Raw genomic sequence first — 19665 nt, 5'->3', positions numbered from 1 at the left:
CCGTCGATGGTGTCGTTTGGAGAACGACAGATACACCCGAAAATCATCAAGAGTTTAAAGCGCAGCGCAATCAATCATCTGAGAATATTTACCCTAAGGTTCGTATGGTTTGTTTGATGGAGCTTACAAGTCATCAGCTAATCGATAGTGCATTCTCTGACTATCGCACCAGCGAAATGCGGCTCGCAGAAGAGCTTATAGAACAAACGCCAGATCAATCACTGACTATTTTTGACAAAGGATATTACTCTTTAGGGCTGCTTAATCGCTGGAACAAAGTAGGTCAAGAAAGGCATTGGATGCTCCCTGTGAGAAAAGACTTTCAGTATGAAGTTGTCCATAAATACAGCCAGAGTGATGCTATCGTTGCTATAAAAACATCACTTCAGGCAAGGAAGAAGTTCAGTGACCTGCCTGAGATAATAGAAGCAAGGTTGGTATCGAAAGTCATCAAAGGTAAAGAGTATCAGGTACTTACATCAATGCGTGATGGGTTGCGCTTTCCTGGAGAAGACATCGTAGAGCTCTATCGCTATCGTTGGGAAATCGAATTAGGCTATAGGGAAATGAAGCAAACTTTGCTTGATAGTGAATATACATTGCGAAGTAAGCGCCCAGATATGGTTAGACAGGAGCTCTGGGGGATTTTGTTAGCCTATAACCTTATAAGGCAGGTTATGACAAAGGCCGCGAGTAAGTTAGATAGCGTCTGGCCGAATCAATTAAGCTTTACGAGTAGTGCCATGGCTGTGACTCAATACTTTGCAGCTTTACCTTTAACGAGTCCTGGGAAACTCCCTAAACACTATGAAGTACTACTACAGAAAATATCCATGTTTATCCTGCCACCCCGAAGAGAAGATAGAAGTTATCTTCGCTGGGTGAAACTGAAACCCAAGAAATATGCGACAAATAGAAAAAATGCCAGTCAGCTTAACTGACTGGCATTACGCCTCGTGCGGTCTTTTTTGTATCTGGATTCTTACCTATCTTTTCAAACACGCTAACCTACTGAACCAACGTCACCTTCTATACATTACCCCGTGCGCATTAATATGCAACTTATGGCTATTCATTGAAATCACTTCTACACTTAAGTGGTTAATAAATAAGCCGCTAATTCATAGAGAATACCAATCACAGTAAGTAAATGATCAGAAATAGCGCAGGAAAAAGGTTCGAGAACAAGGCAGATTTTTTGGTAAGTAGTTATTCTACAATCAAAAATTCTAACGCAGTTATCGAGCGTTTTAACCAGCTAGGATGATTAGTTGTTTACTACGATTGGGGTAATAAAGTGGCAAGACTCAATACGTCAGAAGGCTACTATATGGATATACTCGCCCGTTCGCGCTATCTCATCATTGATGACAGCAGTGTGATTCAAAGTGCAACACGCGCACTGCTTATCAAGTTAGGCGTACCAAATAACAATGTAATTAGTGCTTCCAATGCACAAAATGCAATTGGGGCTTGCCGCACACATCGGTTCGATATCTTATTGATTGACCACGATTTAGGCTCAGGAAGTAATGGCTTACAACTGCTTGAGTTTTTGCAGCAAAAAGAATTGATCAAGCCACAAACGATTGTCTTTATCGTCACTGGTAATGACAGCCAAGATACCTTCTTTGGTTATGCTAACTTCGAGCCTGATGGTTACTTGATTAAACCAATACGTGCCGATGACATAATAAAAAGAGTTACGTCGGCACTCTCTCGACAACAATACTTTTCAACATTAGAGCAGGCCTATCTCAAGAACGGACTCAACGCGGTAAAGCCACTCTTTGGACAAGCCCCTGACTCGTCGACATTGAAAGATGCCATCATCTATATGGCGAACATTCTGATAAAAAACCAACACCTCGATGAAGCACAAGCCATGTTGAATGGACTGCTGCAGCTTCATGATTACCAGCCTGCAAAGATCAAGCTCGTTGAAATCCATATCGCCAAACAGCATTATCACGACGCCCTCAGTCAAATAGATGGCTTGATTGAAGACAACCCTCGCAATATCAAGCTACAACAGCTTAAGGTTAAGATCTGCTTAAATACCAGTGACTTCGAGTCAGCTAACACTCTCATTGAGCAAGTGCTCACCGTCAATGGCAGCAACATCGAACTGACCAACACCATGGTTTGGCTTCAATTGCTCGATAACAATGTCGAACAAGCGACTCTGTACCTCAAATCGCTAGCCCAATTAGTCCCGCATTCGATTTGGGACTCAGCAGGTAAGCGAGCACTTATCTTGTGGGTAGACAGTTTAGCCCTCTCTCAAAAAGAGTTAGTAAACTGGAAGCCAGAAGCCGCTTGGCAAAGGCTCTCTCACTCCGAAAAATCGAATGCGCTTAGTAAACCACTATTGAAGCTTTGCCGTACCTTGCAGCTCATTCAACTTGATCAGCAAGAGGTTGCGAAAGAGCGTATTGAGAGCATCTCAATGAATGAGTTCTCAGACAATGATGTCGAAGCCTTCTTCTTGTTGGCATTGTGTTATCAAACCTTGGGCCTACAAGACAAGCTCGAGCAAATTAAGCGCCAAATTGAGATCCACCTAAAAGCAGACCAAACCAGCCTCGCCCTTTTGCAGCGTATGGCATTACAGCAAGCAGACAATTTTGCATTACCCACACTAACCAAAACGCCTTTGGCCGCAGTTAGTTGAACACACCGTCAAACCCAAATGAATACGTAAACGACAGGATGTCTTTATGCAGAACAATGCTACAAAAACGAAAACGGGGTGTGTCGCCTTTCTATTGAGTTGCCTTACGGTATTTATGTGGCCACTGCAGATCCTTGCTGAAAGCAAACCTTTAGAAAACTCGTCGAATAACCAAGTTGTATTACGTGTCGGCCTGCCTTCTTACAACATGGTTCCTTATAGCTATCAACATCAAACTCCCTCTGGGTACAGAGTTTCAGAAGGGCTACTTATCAGCATGTTGGATGAGGTATCGGCAAACGCAGGCTTCAAATATCAGATTGAGCTGTACCCAACATTTAGCGGCGTACTTAGTGCATTTGAAAAGGGTGAATTAGATTTGTTGGTCGGTGTCTCTTCGACCAAAGAGCGCCAAGAATACATGACCTTTAGTGAACCCATGTTCTCGATTCGACGAGCGGTGATTACTCAAAACCTGAAAATAAACGACTTGAGTGAACTGGCAACCGCAAACTTAGCGCTAGAGAAAGGGTTTGCGCTCAATGATCTTCTTCCTAGCCTGCTTCCTGATAGTCGAATTACAACATTAGACAGCACGCAAGCGGCCTTCACGGCGATTGAAGATAATCGTGTCGACGCTTACATTGGGGATGCGCTTGCCCTTTCTGCGCTGCTACGTGAACAGCCTAAAGACTCACTCACACTATCAGTCCTTCCTGATCTGCCAGCTGACCACTTGCACTTCGCCGTCAAAAAAGGAAAACATAAACTACTCAGCCGAATCAACTTTGCTTTAGAGGACATCAAGCAAGGTTCGCTGCAGTCGATTTACAATCAATGGCTTGCCCCATCTCAACACTCGATGTTGCTGGACTATGGAACATTGAACTTAACCCAAGACGAAAAGAACTGGCTTGATAAAAACCCTTCCATCCCTGTAGGCACACACTCCAATTGGTATCCTTACGACTTTACCAATGAGCAACAGCAACACTCCGGCTTATCTGCTGACGTCTTAAATCTAATAAGTAATGTGCTCGGCGTGTCATTTGAAAGTACCACTTACCTAACCCCAGAAGCAGCCGAGGTCGCGTTCAATAATGGTGAGACAATGGTGCTAACCAACATCACGCCAACCACAGATAAAGCGCGATACATGGACTTCACTCAAGCCTACAGTTTTGAACCATGGGTGTTATTGAGTCGATCTGATCGGTTAGGCAACTTTGCGCCAAGTGGCACCGAAGCGATTGGTATGATTGAAGATTCTGGAGGCACAACAGTTCTACCTTCTCTCTGCCTGACTTGCCAAGCCGTCCCTTACATCAATCACGTGAGCGCTTTCCAAGCATTACAGAAAGACGAGATCAGTTTCGCGCTCGCTTCACTTCATCATGCTGCACCTTTATTGCATCAAGACTATGTTGGGCAACTTAAAATCACTGGCACCATTAATGAGCAAAACAGCGCTCCTTTAGCTCTCGCGGTCAACTTCCGCCATCCCATGCTACTGAGCATTATCAACAAAGCCATTAGCGCATTGCCTGCCAATGAACTTGAGCGCTTGGAAAATAAATGGCTGACCTATGAATACCAAGAAGGCTTGTCGCCACGAGAAGTGGCTAAATGGTCGGTGATCATCGGGCTTGGGATCTTTATAGTCATCTTCGTGATCGTATTCTGGAATCGCAAGATGGCAGCGGAAATCGAGCAGCGAAAAGTCGCAGAACAACGAGCCAAAGCCGCAGAAGCTCATTTACAAACATTGGCCGACAATATTGACGGGGTTGTGCTCAAACATATCCAAACAAACCCCAAACTGGCTTTGAATATCCAGTTTAGCTTCGTCAGCGCAGGTGTAACCGATATATTCGGCTTATCCGTGGATAGCGTAAAAGAGCACCCTCAACACCTGTTTGATCTTATCTCGAAGGAGGACTTGCCCCACTTTGAAACCAGTATGCTCGAAGCTATTGAATCTGGGCATTGGGAAAGCGAACAGCAAGTACAACTAGCGTCTGGTGAAGTTAAATGGGTAAAATTTAATAGCCAAGTATCAAACGGCCACGCTATCGAATGGAACACGGTGATTACAGATATCACCCTGCTGAAAAAACAGCAACAGGCTTTAGACAATGCTCGCCAGAAAGCAGAAAGTGCCACCGCTGCTAAGTCGCAATTCCTAGCGACTATCAGTCATGAGGTTCGCACCCCAATCAGTGGGATCTTAGGGCTATTAGAGTTAATGCAGGAACATCAGCTGAGTGAAGAGTTGCTGAACTTACACGGTGGATTGAATCAGTCTGCTCGTAACTTACTGCACATCGTTAATGACGTACTCGATTACTCCAAGATTGAAGCGGGAAAACTAGAACTTAACCCTACCGAGATTGAATTAGGCAAAGTATTAGCGCGCATCGTACAACCGCAATCCATTCATGCACAACAAAAAGGCTTGGCCTTCCACTATTGGCAAGACCCAAACCTCGCTCAGTGGTTGTTTGCAGACGACATACGACTCCACCAGATTCTGAATAACTTCCTCAATAATGCGATTAAGTTCACCGAACATGGCACTATTTCGTTACATGTCGACGTTATTGAGAAAAACGAACATCAACAGAGAATTAGCCTCACCGTCTCAGATACGGGTATCGGTATCCCGAAAGACAGACAACAAAGTTTATTCCAACCTTTTGAACAAGCCGACAAAACCACCAGCCGCCGTTTTGGGGGCACAGGGCTTGGGCTGTCTATCGCTTTGAAGTTGATTGAACAGATGAATGGCACCATAGAGTTGTCGAGTGAAGAAGGAAAAGGCAGCCACTTTACGGTTACCGTTACCCTCCCAACTTGTACTCCTGAACAGGCAGTCAACAACGCTTTGGCTCTGCCACAAACTTTACTCTGCACTTCGGATGTTGAAAATACTATTGAACTAGGTGTGGGCAATCACTCTCACGAGGTGTATGTGGTTGGTTACGTTCTGCAACAAGAAGAGCTGTGCCGATATCTGAAACACTTCGGCCTTGAACCAAAGGTTCTGCATATTAATCAAAAGCACCTGCTCAAAGAGATGGTCGTCAAACATCAGCCAAAACACATCTTTGTTGTGATGTCTGTATGGCAGCAACTGGCGATTACCGATGCATGGATTCAACAACATACAAGCTCAACACGCTTCACGGTGATCAACCAAAATCCAATGCTCTCGCCTGAGCCTTTAGGCAACTCTTGGTGCTTGTCGGTCAATCCGCTGCTACCCGATAACCTTGTGCATGTTCTAACGAAACCCGTCAGTCACGACAATCTAATCTCACCAGTGGATAGCGAAGCTAAAGCGCCTATCGCTGAAGAGACTCGCGAACAAGCTGAGAACAATGGTAGGCTGATTCTGGTCGCGGAAGATCACCCTATCAACCAGCAAGTCATCGCTAAGCAACTTGAAAATATTGGTGTCCATGCCGACATAGTTGATAACGGAGTGCTGGCTCTGAATGCCTTGAAAGATAAACGCTATGGGCTATTGCTAACCGATTGCCACATGCCCGAAATGGACGGATACACACTTGCATCAAGCATTCGTCAAATAGAACAACGCAAAGAGGAACTTAACCAAGAGACTCAAAGACTGCCAATCGTCGCGCTGACGGCAAATGCTGTGCAAGGTGAAGATGCTAACTGCTACGCGCACGGTATGGATGACTTCTTGGTCAAACCCGTTTCTATTAAACAGATGAGATTAACCATTGAGAAGTGGCTGCCCGCAATCGACGATTCCAACCCGGTTCGTGAAACTGATGTTTACGATGCAAAGGAATTAAAGGCACAGAATCAGGAAGTCAGTGCTTCATCAAACTCCTCACCTAAAGACGAAGAAGCCAATGAATTTTCGATGCTGTTCCAAGATATTGAACAGAGTTTCGAGGATAATCAGAGCCGAGAGCCAAGCGAAGATCTCGTTCCTGCAATCACCCAAGACGCCTTCAGCGATACCAACAATCAAGTGATCGACTACGCCGCCCTCTACGATCTCTTCGAAGATCACGATGTCGTAATGACCTTGCTTAATGAGTTTGCCGCAAGCTTTATTGAAGATAATGAACGGATAAAAACATATTGGGCGAGCAAGGAATACAAGGAACTAAAAACCACAGCGCACCGACTTAAAGGCGCAGCGAAAATGGTCGCATGTGACAGGATTGCTTCTCCGCTCGCAATCATTGAGGCACGAGCAAACGACCTGGTAACCGAAGACACGGACTTAGAGCAAGTCGAATCAAAAATTGAAGCGTCAATCGAGGAAGTGAATTCCACATTTGAACGATTTACTGAGGAAATAAACCAACTACGTCAGACAAAAGAAAAGGCTTACTCTTATGAGTAAGCCTTAGAAGTCATTGCGCCAATACAGACAACTCTCGCTGAATTACACAGCGGGAGCATTACTCACTAGAATTTCGCGAATAGACTTAAGCGTTGCTTCCGTTGAATGGTAATCCAATTCAACTTCACTAAAGATGCCGTTCACTTCAAGCATTAAAGTCGGATAAGAGAATACTCCCATCGCTTCTTTAAAGCCTAACTGGTCATCTAACTCACTTTCCAATAACTTGCTAGAAAGGTCATTTTCAAACTGTTGAACATTCATACCTAGCTCTTGGGCGAGCTGTAGATGTGTTTCTTGGCTGTGTGGCAACATCGCACGAAGGTAGTAAGCGTGTTGAATTGCTTCAAGCATCGCTTCGTAGTGATCTTGAAAACCAGCAGCGATTACGGCGCGACATGCCGGGTAAGTACTGCGAACAGGTTGACACTCTGTCCAGAATTCGTGGTTGAACTCAGTGCCCAACTTCGCTTCGATCTGCTTCCAGATAGCTTGCAGCTTGCCCTTCATATCTTCTGACATTGGCTCATCAGAATCAGGAGCTAAACCGCCTACTACGTAATTAAATTCAATACTCGCGGGTAGCTGCTGTTTTAAGAGCTCTAATGTTGGCTTATAACCCCAGCACCAACTGCACATTGGGTCATGCACATAATGAAGTTTTACGTCCATCGTTCATTCCTTATCGAGTCTTTCGAACTATTCAAACAAAAAAGGAGCCTTATTAAGGGCCCCTTCCATTCAATATTTAAGCGCAAAGGCTTAAAGCTTACTCAGCGTCGTCGCCAGCTACTTTAGCAGCTGCTTCTTTAACGATTGGCTGAAGCTCACCTTTTTGGAACATCTCAAGAATGATGTCACAACCACCGATTAGCTCACCGTCAACCCATAGTTGTGGGAACGTTGGCCATTGTGCGTAAGCTGGAAGCTCTGCACGAATGTCAGGGTTTTGTAGGATATCTACGTAAGCAAATTTTTCGCCACACGCCATTAGTGCTTGAGATGCTTGAGAAGAAAAACCACAGCTTGGCAGCTTAGGAGAACCTTTCATGTAAAGTAGAATGGTGTTTTCTTCAATTTGCTGTTTGATTTTATCGATAGTTTCCATTGCTTCCTCGTTAATGGATTACGGCTTTTATTGCCTTTATTCTACCCCAAACCAAAAGAATAAAAACCATATAAAAAAAGCGGTTTACGAGCTAAGCTAACAATTCACATAAAAGTGATGAAATAAGCTTTTAATAAAGTAAAAACTTGCTAAACTATATCGCAAGTCAGCAAATTGACCGTGGTTGGCCTCATAGCGAACCATGAATAATAATATCACTGGAAGCAATCGAAAGAGTTAACTCTTTCATATCAATGGAGAATTGAGCAATGGCATTTGAACTACCGGCTCTTCCTTACGCGAAAGACGCGCTAGAACCACACATCTCAGCAGAAACGCTAGATTTCCACCACGGTAAGCACCACAACACTTACGTTGTTAAGCTAAACGGTCTTATCCCAGGTACTGAGTTTGAAGGCAAAACACTAGAAGAGATCGTTAAGACTTCTACTGGTGGTGTTTTCAATAACGCTGCTCAAATCTGGAACCACACGTTCTACTGGCACTGTCTTGCTCCTAAAGCAGGCGGCGAACCAACTGGCGCTGTTGCAGAAGCGATCAACGCTGCATTCGGTTCTTTCGAAGAATTCAAAGCGAAATTCACTGATTCAGCAATCAACAACTTCGGTTCTTCTTGGACTTGGTTAGTTAAGAAAGCTGACGGTTCTCTAGACATCGTTAACACTTCTAACGCTGCTACTCCTCTAACAGAAGAAGGTGTTACTCCACTTCTAACTGTTGACCTATGGGAACACGCTTACTACATCGATTTCCGCAATGTTCGCCCTGACTACATGGCTGCATTCTGGAACCTAGTAAACTGGTCTTTCGTAGAAGAGAACCTAGCTAAGTAATTTATTACTTATGCTGCGCTATTTATAGCGAGTTATCTATTGAAAGCTCATGCCTCGGCGTGAGCTTTTTTGTATCTGTCGTATTCCACAAAATCTCGACATTTCGTAATCAACTTGCCAATAGAGATTACTTCTCGACCTATTGATAGCGTTCTTCCCCCCGCTGTATAAATTCTCTATTTGCCTGTCATTAAACACTAAAGTTTGCCGACTCCATGCCGTTAAAGGTGTATCCAATGAGAGGCGACATGCAAATACATACTTTAGACAAAGCAGGAATCATCAACGAACTGAAGTTCGGCATCGGGATCAGCCAAGCGGTTGAGCAAGGTCGCCGTGCAGATTTCGCGTTGCTGTTATCTATGTTTTCTAATGATGTTCGTGATTGCACGCCGATTGACACCATTGAAATCACAGAGACCAATGAAGATCGCCTCCGTAAACAATTCGGCGTAGCAGAACCTCAACAACTGCGTTCAAACCAGTCGTCGTATGAAATTTCAGCTCAACAATCTAATCATTTTCATCAAGCCAGCCTTGCCAGCGCCAAGCTCAGCCATTACTTAAAGCCTGAAGCGCTTGCCTTCATGCCTGAAGATACGGGCGACTTACCCGAAGAGGTTTATCAAAATCTTTCTGGTCATGACCGACGCAAACTAGCAAGCAAGGATTCACCTGATTTGCCACATGCCACGCTCTACAATGATCTAACTACCGCGCAACGTCAGTATCAAATTCAAGCTCAAGTATAGCGGTCACCTAGCTTTCCCTTTTTCGCTGTCTATCCACCGCTCTTCTTGAATTAACTCGCGCACATTAAAGCATTCATGCGAGTGATATGAACCACTAGCCTTAGGCAAGCTAAAAACACTAGATGTCGGTTACCGCTTGAAGTTACTACAAAATGTGACGTGCCACTAAGTTCATAAAAACTTATTAATGGGTACAGCTTAGTTTGAACCAATTCACACCCATTGTATGAAATTTAACCCATCCTTGTTCGACATGGACGATTTGTTTAGGTACTGGGATGAAAATAAAAAGCTCAATCATATTGGTGACATCTGCTGGCTCGCGGCTGGGAGGGACGATTGCGAACCACTTTGTTAACCTTGGAGCCACAGTCATCCTTTGTGATAAGGACTCAGAAGCACTTCAGGCAACTTATTTACAATGTGCCCGATTTTCTGACTCTGTTTACCATTACCCGCTCAAAGGCAATGACAACCAAGCGATTATCAGCGTATATGATTTTATTCAATCGACCTTCAACACTACACCTGATGTGCTGGTCAACAATTGGATAAGCTCCCCAATGCCAAGCCTAATTGGTGATCAGCCTGTCAGCAGCTTTATTAATGATCTCTCATCGATGGCATCGACCCTTTTCGCATTTGGGCAAATTAGTGCCGAGAGGTTGCGAGAGGAAGACAAGGAAGGCGTGATTGTGAATGTGATATCTCATGATGACTTTCACGATATGTCCGGTTTAGAGAGCGCAAACTCTATGATCACTGGCTTTACCCATAGTTGGGCTAAAGAACTGACTCCATATGGTATTCGAGTCGGGGGTGTTGTCCCCGCCGTTCATAACTCTGATGGCAAACTCAACCGATGCCATTGGGCGCAGCTGCAAGATGAACTTACTAGAACAACCGAATACATTGTCTCGAACGACTACTTCAGTGGGCGAGTTGTGGCGGCAGAGGTTTAACCCGTTCCCGACTCCAAAATATATAGTGACGAACACAGCTCATATTGAGTACAAGAGCTATCGCCTTTCAATCTGTTTTATAAACGAACCAAACATAAAAAAAGCCCCAGTCTCTCGACTGGGGCTTTCATCTTTTCCCGATAGATAAGTATCGTGCTAGCGAAAACTTATCTCAAAACTAATGCTTACTTATTATGCGTTAGCTTTTTCTTTTTTAGCTTTTGGCGCTTTCGCTTCAGCTGGCTTTTGGTCTGCTTTCTTAAGGATAACTGTAGTACCTTCGAAAGTTTCGCCTTCAACGTATGGTTGGCCGAAGTAAGAAGTTGTTAGCACTTCTTTTAGCTCAGTGATTAGAGGGTAACGTGGGTTAGCACCTGTACACTGGTCATCGAACGCTTCAACAGCTAGCTCGTCTAGTTTAGCGATGAAGTCAGACTCGTTAACACCCGCAGCTTGGATAGATAGTGGGATGTCTAGGTCTTTCTTAAGCTCTTCTAACCAAGTCAGTAGACGTTCAATCTTCTGAGCAGTACGGTCACCAGCTTGGCTTAGGCCTAGGTGGTCAGCAACTTCAGCGTAACGACGACGTGCTTGTGGACGGTCGTACTGAGAGAATGCAGTCTGCTTAGTTGGGTTATCGTTCGCGTTGTAACGTACAACGTTTGAGATAAGTAGTGCGTTAGCAAGACCGTGTGGTAGGTGGAACTCAGCACCAATTTTGTGAGCCATTGAGTGACACACACCTAGGAATGCGTTCGCAAATGCTACACCAGCGATAGTTGCTGCGTTGTGTACTTTCTCACGAGCGATTGGGTCAGCCGCACCATTTTTGTAGCTTGATGGTAGGTATTCTTTAAGCATCTTAAGAGCTTGAAGAGCTTGACCGTCTGAGTATTCGTTCGCTAGAACAGATACGTAAGCTTCAAGAGCGTGAGTTACTGCATCGTAACCACCGAACGCTGTTAGAGACTTAGGCATGTTCATTACTAGGTTCGCATCAACGATAGCCATGTTTGGCGTGATTTCGTAGTCAGCTAGTGGGTACTTAGCACCAGTCTTGTCGTCTGTAACAACAGCGAATGGAGTAACCTCTGAACCCGTACCTGAAGTAGTAGTAATACATACTAGCTCAGCTTTTTGACCCATTTTAGGGAACTTGTAGATACGTTTACGGATATCCATAAAGCGCATTGCTAGTTCTTCGAAGTGAGTTTCTGGGTGCTCGTACATAACCCACATGATCTTAGCAGCATCCATTGGAGAACCGCCACCTAGAGCTAGGATTACGTCAGGTTGGAAGCTCTTCATTGCTTCAGCACCTTTCTCAACAACAGATAGCGTTGGATCTGCTTCTACGTCGAAGAAAGTTTGAACTTCGATGCCTTGTGCTTTAAGCAGGCTAACTACGTCATCAGCGTAACCGTTGTTGAATAGGAAACGGTCAGTTACTAGGAATGCGCGTTTCTTACCTTCTAGGTCGCTCATTGCGATTGGAAGGCTACCACGACGGAAGTAGATAGACTTAGGTAGTTTGTGCCACAACATGTTTTCAGCTCGCTTCGCTACAGTTTTCTTGTTGATAAGGTGCTTAGGACCTACGTTCTCAGAGATAGAGTTACCACCCCATGAACCACAACCTAGAGTTAGAGAAGGTGCAACGTTGAAGTTGTACAGGTCACCGATACCACCGTGAGTAGTAGGGATGTTGATTAGGATACGAGCAGTCTTCATCTTGTCACCGAAGTAACGGATGCGGTCTGCGTTAGTATCTTGGTTAGTGTAAAGACCAGATGTGTGACCGATACCACCGATTTCAACCATAGTTACCGCTTGAGCAACAGCGTCTTCGAAGTCGTCTGCGCGGAATAGACCTAGAGTTGGAGATAGTTTCTCGTGAGCGAATTCGTCATCGTAAGAAACTTTACCAAGACCTTCACCTACAAGTACTTTTGTATCAGCAGGAACTTTAACACCAGCCATTTCAGCGATTGCTGGAGCAGGTTGACCTACGATTTTAGCGTTTAAGTTGCCGTCGATAAGAAGCACTTTACGTACTTTATCAGCGTCAGCTTTAGATAGAACGTGAGCTTTGTGAGAAGCGAAACGCTCTTTAACTTCGTCATATACTTCACCAACAACGATTGCTGCTTGCTCAGAAGCACATACAACGCCGTTATCGAATGTTTTAGACATTAGGATAGATGCTACAGCACGTTTGATGTCAGCTGTTTCATCGATAACTACAGGAACGTTACCAGCACCAACACCGATTGCAGGCTTACCAGAAGAGTATGCTGCTTTAACCATGCCTGGACCACCAGTAGCAAGGATAAGTGCGATACCGTCGTGCTTCATAAGCGCGTTAGAAAGCTCTACAGATGGTTGGTCGATCCAACCGATGATGTCTTTTGGAGCACCAGCTGCAACAGCTGCGTCTAGAACCAGTTTCGCTGCGTCGTTAGTTGAGTTCTTTGCACGTGGGTGTGGCGAGAAGATGATGCCGTTACGTGTCTTAAGAGAGATTAGAGATTTGAAGATTGCTGTAGAAGTTGGGTTCGTTGTTGGAACGATACCACAGATGATACCTACAGGCTCGGCGATAGTCATTGTGCCTAGGTTGTCATCTTCTTCTAAGATGCCACATGTTTTTTCGTCTTTGTATTTGTTGTAGATAAATTCAGATGCAAAGTGGTTTTTGATAACCTTATCTTCAACAATACCCATTCCAGATTCAGCAACTGCTTGTTGTGCTAGTGGAATACGAGCGTGGTTAGCAGCAAGAGAAGCTGCACGGAAGATTGCGTCTACTTTCTCTTGAGAGAATGTTGCAAACTCTTCTTGTGCTGCTTTAACGCGAGCTACTAGAGCATCAAGTTCCGCTAAGTTAGTTACAGGCATGGTGGATCTCCTAAAATAATAAATATTAAAAACTTTTTATTAATTTCGCTGCTTGCTTTTAACCTCAAACAACAACGTTCTTAGTAAATTGCTTTCAGGACTGAGTATATTATTTCACTGTATGAAAAAAATTGACCCAGATCAGTTACCCAAAAAGAATTAACCAAAAAGTAGTAAGGCAATCGCAAAAATGAACCTAAGACGCTGATTTAAATAGATTAAAATCACATTTTCCATCAGCACAAAAAACAAGCAAACAGACGACTTTTTTCTACATTGCGTCATAAACTGTAAAAAAGTTTCATTTTTAGTCCGTTAAATTACATGTATACAGCTATATTCGTGCTACTGAGAGTATATCCATACCGTTGCAACGAGCTAGAAACTGTCATAATTTTTATTAAAAGCGTGCGTGAGATAACATTTAGTTCAAATTACGTTACAGCACGAAACACGAGAAAACAATTTGTAACACTGACATTACACATCTCACACTCAATTAGTTTTTCTAAAAAATAGCCCCTTCTTCAAGTTAGTTTTTTTCATTCGCTCTCATTGAATTTGTCCCTTACATTACGCACTCTGACAAAGGTCAGATCAAACCCACTATCCTACTTAACGTTACTGGAGATCGCTCTCATGCAAGGTTTAGAACTCGCAATCTTTATGCAATTCTTCCTTGGGCTTGTTGCAGCCGTAAACCCAATCGGCATCATGCCTGTTTTTGTTTCTCTAACTGCTCATATGCCACCAGAAGAGCGAAACAGGACAGCCTTACAAGCCAACATTGCTGTTGCCGTTATCTTGATTGTGTCGCTTGTTGCGGGGCAAATGCTTCTTGATATGTTTAGCATCTCGTTAGATTCATTCCGCGTTGCAGGTGGCTTACTGTTATTGAGCATCGCATTTTCGATGATGAGCGGTAAGCTCGGTGAAGATAAGCAGAACAAACAAGAAAAATCGGAATACATCAGTAAAGAGCAGATCGGCGTTGTTCCGCTGGCTATGCCGCTAATGGCAGGTCCGGGAGCAATTAGCTCGACCATTGTTTACGGTTCTCGCTACCCTGCTGCTATTGATACGGTAGGCATCGGCATTAGCATTATTGCCTTCGCAACTTGCTCTTGGCTTTTGTTCCGTTCAGCGCCAGTTATCGTTCGTTTCCTTGGTCAAACCGGTATCAACGTTATTACACGTATCATGGGCTTGATTCTTGGCGCATTGGGCATCGAGTTCATCGCCAATGGCTTACGTAATTTGTTCCCAGGTTTGGCATAACGTTTAACGGCATTTCGGTTGCTCTATAAAGGGCAACAATATTGAAATATAGATGAGGCGAGTAAAGCAATTGGGCTTTCACTCGCCTCGTTATTATGAAGCTAGTATAATGACTGTTAATGCATTTAACAGAAGATGAATCTCTCCTTATGTCACGTAAGCCACTTAAGCATCATTTGTACGTCATTATCTTTGGCACTCACACTCCAGCCGGACGCGCATTTGATATTTCACTGATCGTTGCAATCTTGGCTTCGCTGTTGGTGCTTATCTTAGAGTCGATCCCTAATGTGATGACCGAGTGGTCACAGCAGTTGCGTTACATTGAATACAGCTTTACTGCCCTCTTTACGCTTGAGTATCTGTTGAGGCTCTATTGTTCTCCAAAACCAAAATCTTATGCCACCAGCTTTTACGGTGTCGTTGACCTATTAGCGATTCTTCCAACCTACTTAGCGATCATCTTCCCTGGTGCTTCGTTTATGGGTGTGGTGAGGCTGCTTCGTGTGATGCGTATCTTCCGAATCCTAAAACTGGTTCGCTACCTGCAAGATTCCAATATTCTGTTGCGCTCACTGTTAATGGCAAGACGAAAGATACTTATCTTCTTCAGCACAGTTGGGATCTTAGTCGTTATCTTTGGTGCTCTGATCTTTGTTATTGAAGGCCCAGAAAATGGCTTCACCAGTATTCCTCACAGCATCTATTGGGCAATCGTAACTATCACGACAGTGGGGTATGGTGACATGGTGCCGCAGACCGCGCTTGGCAAAGCCATAGCATCACTGACCATGCTATTGGGTTACTCAATTTTGGCGGTGCCGACAGGAATTATTACTGCAGAACTCAGTAATGAAATGAACTCACACAAAGAGTTGGTTAAGTGTCCTAACTGCAACCGAGCGGGTCATGATTCTGACGCCATGTATTGCAAACACTGTGCAAGCGAATTGGCAGATCCAGACAAGCGTGTCGTCACTGAAGAGAAATAAAAGCAGATGCGAGATTCGGGTAGCGAGATGCGAAAAAGATTTAATAGCAGTTTCGTGATTTGAGTATGTGACACAAAAATACTAAAAGGGTGGCGTTTATCGTCACCTTTTTTGATGTTGGTTCACTGAGCCAAAACGAGATTCCCGACTACGCTCCTTCGTCGCTATCGGGAATGACGCAATTTAAGTTAGAAGAAAAACGTCATCCTCAAGAGTGAGGAACGAACGAGTTGGGGATCTCTTCCTTGTCCCATTCCAATGAGAAGATTTAAGTGAAGTCGCGAGTGAAATTAATCAACCTTCCGCAAACAAAAAAGCCGATGTATTAACACCGGCCTTTGTCTCTCACGAAGCTAAGCATTCACAAAGAGTGGCGCCTGCTTTAACTTCTGAATAGAAAGAGCTTTCGATTACGCCTTCTCAGCTAAGATAATGCGTAAAGTACGACGTAGTGGTTCTGCAGCACCCCAAAGCAGTTGGTCACCAACAGTGAATGCGTTTAGGAAGTCGTTACCCATCGACATCTTACGCAGACGACCGACTGGTACAGACATAGTGCCTGTTACTTTCGCTGGTGTTAGCTCCTGTGCTGTGATGTCGCGGTCATTAGGAATCACTTTAACCCAATCATTGTGTGTCGCGATGATCTCTTCGATTTCGTCCATTGGAACGTCTTGCTTAAGCTTAATCGTTAGCGCTTGAGCGTGACAACGCATTGCACCGATACGTACACAAGTACCATCGATAGGGATTGGCTGACCATCTAGGCCAAGAATCTTGTTCGCTTCAACGCCCGCTTTCCATTCTTCTTTGCTTTGGCCGTTTTCACGCTTCACATCGATCCAAGGAATCAATGAGCCAGCAAGAGGAGCACCAAATTGGTCTGTTGGGAATGAAGATGAACGAATCGTATCCGCAACCTTCTTATCAATATCAAGAATCGAGCTTGAAGGATTTGCTAACTCAGAGCTTACGCTGTCGTTGATCACACCCATTTGTGAGATCAGCTCACGCATATTCTTAGCGCCAGCACCCGATGCCGCTTGGTAAGTCATCGCACTCATCCACTCGACCATGCCTTTTTCATATAGGCCGCCTAGTGCCATAAGCATCAAGCTCACAGTACAGTTACCGCCAACGAAAGTGTTGGTGCCGCTGTGAATGCCTTGCTGGATTTGAGCCAAGTTAACAGGATCAAGAGTGATGATTGAATCAGCATCCATACGTAAGGTAGAAGCCGCATCAATCCAGTAACCTTTCCAACCAGCTTGACGCAGCGCTGGGTATACTTTTGATGTGTAATCGCCACCTTGACAGGTAATCACAGCATCAAGCTGTTTTAGGCTATCAATATCAAAAGCGTCTTGAAGTAGACCCGCATCTTTGCCGCCTAGAACAGGGGCAGGAATACCAATCTGAGATGTGCTGTAATAAACAGGCTCAATCAAGTCGAAGTCTTTCTCTTCAACCATACGTTGCATCAGTACAGAACCAACCATACCACGCCAACCAACTAGACCTACTCTCATCGCTCACTCTCCATGTATAAATTAAAAATTGCTCTCCCCCATCTATAAGTTTTTCAGAAACAGAACTCAAGTGCTTTTTGTCAAAAAGTGTAACTTTTTCGTTTCTTTTAAGTGAACGTAATGAATCGTGCAGTTATCTCTGTATCGGCATTCCATCTCCACCTCATTGATTAAGCGCTCATTATCGACAAATTCAAACATTTACAACGCCAAAACCGATTGAGTCGACGCCCATCACAAACAGTAAATCCCTCTTTCAAACCAAGGTTAATCAGAGTTTTATTTTACAAAACGAAAACAACGTGCGACAGATTTCAACATGTAACAATCATGAATTTAACAATATTTTAGATTATGAAACCACAATTGATTGGGTTAATAGTTAAATATCACAACTTGGGCGTATTTTTTCGATATAATAAACTAATTACTGTAGTGTCCGTCCTGCACCACACACTATAACGAAGCACTATAAATGCTCGAAATCACAAGAGGCTTTTATGAAGCAGAGTAAAACTCGCCTACCGAACCTATTACAGGTATTCATCGCGTTAGGACTATTTCTATCCCTTGCTTTTTCCTTTACTGCAAAGCTTGACCTTCCAATTCAACTTGCCTTGTATATTGGCTGGTTCATTATCATGGTTCTTGGTATTCGTCTTGGACACCAATACAAAGACTTAGAAAAAGCAGCACTCAAAGGAATATCCAATGGCTTAGGCGCGGTTTTAATACTTTTAGCCGTTGGCGCTCTTGTTGGTACTTGGATCTCAGGCGGAATCGTACCTACTATCATTTACTATGGTCTGAAAGCTATCCACCCTTCTATCTTCCTTTTAGCGACCATGATTATCTGTTCTCTAACCGCATTGGCGACCGGTACTTCTTGGGGAGCTGCGGGTACAGCAGGTATCGCGATGATGGGTATCGGCCAAGGCCTAGGTGTTCCAGCACCGATTACTGCAGGTGCAGTGCTGTCAGGTTGTTACTTCGGTGACAAGATGTCTCCGCTTTCTGATTCAGTGATTCTGGCTTCTTCAATGTCTGGTGTTGAAGTAGTTGAACACATCAAGGGCATGCTTCCAGTTGCATTAATCAGCTACGTGATTACAGGCATCATGTTTACTGCGTTTGGTTTCCACTATGCGGGTAACGTGGACATGAGCCAAGTAGACTCTGTAATCAAAGCAATGGAAGTTCAGTTCTACATCACGCCTTACTCATTCGTTCCGGTACTGATCGTGCTTGGTCTGTTGGCTTTCCGTATGCCTTCATTCCCGGTAATCAGCTTTGGTTCTCTGCTGGGTATTATCTGGGCGGTCATGATCCAAGATATCGACTTCCTAACGGCATTCAATACGGCTTGGGCACCGTTCTCAATCTCATCTGGCGTAGAGTTTATTGATTCGATTCTTAACCGTGGCGGCATGTCTTCAATGCTGGGTTCAGTTGCGGTTATCGTATTTGGTCTAGGTTTCGGTGGCTTACTGGATAAAGTGGGCGTACTAGAGACAATCGCTAAGGTGTTTGAGCGCCGCGTAAACAGCGCAGGCTCACTAGCGACTAGCACAATTGGTACGGCCTTCATGGGTAACGTGTTCGGTTCTGCAATGTACGTATCGTTAATCCTTACGCCAAAAATCTGTGCGAAAAACTACGACCGTTTAGGCTACAAGCGTAAGAATCTATCTCGTAATGCTGAGTTTGGTGGCACGCTAACGTCGGGTATGGTTCCGTGGAGTGATAACGGTATCTACATGGCGAGCATTCTTGGTGTTGCGACGCTGTCTTACGCACCGTTCATGTGGTTAAGCTTCATCTGTATCATCGTGACTATCGTGACATCTTACATGGGTTGGTTCGTTGATAAGTGTGAACCAACAGCACCAGCGTTTGAAGCTGAAGAAGCAACAGAGTTAAGCAAGCAACAAGCTTAAGTTCAGGAGCTAACGCTTTCGAACGTAACTCAAAACGTTAATGGTTAAATGCAAAAAGAGCGCCCTAGAGCGTAATGCCAGTCAGTTAAGCTGACTGGCATTTTTTCTATTTGTCGCATATTTCTTGGGTTTCAGTTTCACCCAGCGAAGATAACTTCTATCTTCTCTTCGGGGTGGCAGGATAAACATGGATATTTTCTGTAGTAGTACTTCATAGTGTTTAGGGAGTTTCCCAGGACTCGTTAAAGGTAAAGCTGCAAAGTATTGAGTCACAGCCATGGCACTACTCGTAAA

Annotated in this window: 13 protein-coding genes and 1 pseudogene; 9 read left to right on the top strand and 5 right to left on the bottom strand. The window is 44.2% G+C overall.

From position 1 onward, the window contains the following. The 3 genes from CWO08_RS22960 to CWO08_RS22950 all read left to right on the top strand — a co-directional run. Positions 1-941 (top strand): IS4 family transposase (locus tag CWO08_RS22960; RefSeq protein ID WP_108021183.1); only part of this gene is annotated, 941 nt, incomplete at its 5' end. A gap of 389 nt (positions 942-1330) precedes the next feature. Further along, positions 1331-2674: a response regulator gene (locus tag CWO08_RS22955; RefSeq protein WP_240698844.1), complete on the top strand. Its 1344-nt coding sequence runs from the start codon at positions 1331-1333 to the stop codon at positions 2672-2674. A 46-nt stretch (positions 2675-2720) separates the two neighbouring features. Further along, positions 2721-7061 carry a transporter substrate-binding domain-containing protein gene (locus tag CWO08_RS22950; RefSeq protein WP_108021181.1) on the top strand — a complete coding sequence of 1447 codons (4341 nt, stop codon included), beginning with the start codon at positions 2721-2723 and terminating at the stop codon, positions 7059-7061. 42 nt (positions 7062-7103) lie between these two features. Here the strand turns inward: CWO08_RS22950 and CWO08_RS22945 are convergent, their stop codons facing one another. Together CWO08_RS22945 and CWO08_RS22940 are read right to left on the bottom strand one after the other, a co-directional pair. Next, positions 7104-7733, bottom strand: a complete 630-nt coding sequence (locus CWO08_RS22945) for a DsbA family protein (RefSeq protein WP_108021180.1) — start codon at positions 7731-7733, stop codon at positions 7104-7106. 97 nt (positions 7734-7830) lie between these two features. Next, complete coding sequence (locus CWO08_RS22940; protein ID WP_017076187.1) at positions 7831-8169, bottom strand: Grx4 family monothiol glutaredoxin; 339 nt, start codon at positions 8167-8169, stop codon at positions 7831-7833. A gap of 269 nt (positions 8170-8438) precedes the next feature. Between CWO08_RS22940 and sodB the strand changes: the two genes are divergently transcribed. The 3 genes from sodB (at position 8439) to CWO08_RS22925 (ending at position 10737) form a co-directional block, all read left to right on the top strand. Continuing rightward, a complete protein-coding gene (sodB, locus tag CWO08_RS22935; RefSeq protein ID WP_004734050.1) occupies positions 8439-9023 on the top strand; it encodes a superoxide dismutase [Fe] in 585 nt (194 codons plus the stop codon). A 248-nt stretch (positions 9024-9271) separates the two neighbouring features. Beyond that, on the top strand, positions 9272-9775 hold the full coding sequence (locus CWO08_RS22930; protein WP_261378607.1) for a VC2046/SO_2500 family protein: 504 nt from the start codon (positions 9272-9274) through the stop codon (positions 9773-9775). A 278-nt stretch (positions 9776-10053) separates the two neighbouring features. After that, positions 10054-10737 (top strand): SDR family oxidoreductase, encoded by a 684-nt coding sequence (locus CWO08_RS22925; RefSeq protein WP_048659756.1) that lies wholly within the window; start codon positions 10054-10056, stop codon positions 10735-10737. Between the two features lie 192 nt (positions 10738-10929). On the opposite strand, the gene adhE is transcribed toward CWO08_RS22925, so the two are convergent. Beyond that, complete coding sequence (adhE, locus tag CWO08_RS22920) at positions 10930-13635, bottom strand: bifunctional acetaldehyde-CoA/alcohol dehydrogenase (protein WP_048659757.1); 2706 nt, start codon at positions 13633-13635, stop codon at positions 10930-10932. A 639-nt stretch (positions 13636-14274) separates the two neighbouring features. Here adhE and CWO08_RS22915 point away from each other — a divergent pair. Both CWO08_RS22915 and CWO08_RS22910 read left to right on the top strand, forming a co-directional pair. Next, positions 14275-14913 carry a YchE family NAAT transporter gene (locus CWO08_RS22915; protein ID WP_004734056.1) on the top strand — a complete coding sequence of 213 codons (639 nt, stop codon included), beginning with the start codon at positions 14275-14277 and terminating at the stop codon, positions 14911-14913. Between the two features lie 149 nt (positions 14914-15062). After that, complete coding sequence (locus tag CWO08_RS22910; RefSeq protein ID WP_102478337.1) at positions 15063-15905, top strand: ion transporter; 843 nt, start codon at positions 15063-15065, stop codon at positions 15903-15905. Between the two features lie 410 nt (positions 15906-16315). Here the strand turns inward: CWO08_RS22910 and asd are convergent, their stop codons facing one another. Further along, complete coding sequence (gene asd, locus CWO08_RS22900) at positions 16316-17434, bottom strand: aspartate-semialdehyde dehydrogenase (RefSeq protein WP_017629874.1); 1119 nt, start codon at positions 17432-17434, stop codon at positions 16316-16318. 500 nt (positions 17435-17934) lie between these two features. Between asd and nhaC the strand changes: the two genes are divergently transcribed. Beyond that, positions 17935-19371 (top strand): Na+/H+ antiporter NhaC, encoded by a 1437-nt coding sequence (gene nhaC, locus CWO08_RS22895; RefSeq protein ID WP_017063453.1) that lies wholly within the window; start codon positions 17935-17937, stop codon positions 19369-19371. Positions 19372-19452: 81 nt separating this feature from the next. Here the strand turns inward: nhaC and CWO08_RS24090 are convergent. Further along, positions 19453-19665, bottom strand: a pseudogene (locus CWO08_RS24090) (IS4 family transposase); the annotation flags it as partial.

The organism is Vibrio sp. 10N.286.48.B8, from assembly GCF_003050085.1.
In the GTDB taxonomy this organism is placed as follows: domain Bacteria; phylum Pseudomonadota; class Gammaproteobacteria; order Enterobacterales; family Vibrionaceae; genus Vibrio; species Vibrio crassostreae.
The sequence above is the reverse complement of the archived record's forward strand: the minus strand, read 5'-3'. Positions and strand labels throughout refer to the sequence as shown.

What these genes read in the sequence shown, in the direction of transcription:
- CWO08_RS22955 (WP_240698844.1), top strand. Translation starts at nt 1,331, where the DNA reads ATGGATATACTCGCCCGTTCGCGCTATCTCATCATTGATGACAGCAGT.
- CWO08_RS22950 (WP_108021181.1), top strand. Translation starts at nt 2,721, where the DNA reads ATGCAGAACAATGCTACAAAAACGAAAACGGGGTGTGTCGCCTTTCTA.
- CWO08_RS22945 (WP_108021180.1), bottom strand. Translation starts at nt 7,733, where the DNA reads ATGGACGTAAAACTTCATTATGTGCATGACCCAATGTGCAGTTGGTGC.
- CWO08_RS22940 (WP_017076187.1), bottom strand. Translation starts at nt 8,169, where the DNA reads ATGGAAACTATCGATAAAATCAAACAGCAAATTGAAGAAAACACCATT.
- sodB (WP_004734050.1), top strand. Translation starts at nt 8,439, where the DNA reads ATGGCATTTGAACTACCGGCTCTTCCTTACGCGAAAGACGCGCTAGAA.
- CWO08_RS22930 (WP_261378607.1), top strand. Translation starts at nt 9,272, where the DNA reads ATGCAAATACATACTTTAGACAAAGCAGGAATCATCAACGAACTGAAG.
- CWO08_RS22925 (WP_048659756.1), top strand. Translation starts at nt 10,054, where the DNA reads ATGAAAATAAAAAGCTCAATCATATTGGTGACATCTGCTGGCTCGCGG.
- adhE (WP_048659757.1), bottom strand. Translation starts at nt 13,635, where the DNA reads ATGCCTGTAACTAACTTAGCGGAACTTGATGCTCTAGTAGCTCGCGTT.
- CWO08_RS22915 (WP_004734056.1), top strand. Translation starts at nt 14,275, where the DNA reads ATGCAAGGTTTAGAACTCGCAATCTTTATGCAATTCTTCCTTGGGCTT.
- CWO08_RS22910 (WP_102478337.1), top strand. Translation starts at nt 15,063, where the DNA reads ATGTCACGTAAGCCACTTAAGCATCATTTGTACGTCATTATCTTTGGC.
- asd (WP_017629874.1), bottom strand. Translation starts at nt 17,434, where the DNA reads ATGAGAGTAGGTCTAGTTGGTTGGCGTGGTATGGTTGGTTCTGTACTG.
- nhaC (WP_017063453.1), top strand. Translation starts at nt 17,935, where the DNA reads ATGAAGCAGAGTAAAACTCGCCTACCGAACCTATTACAGGTATTCATC.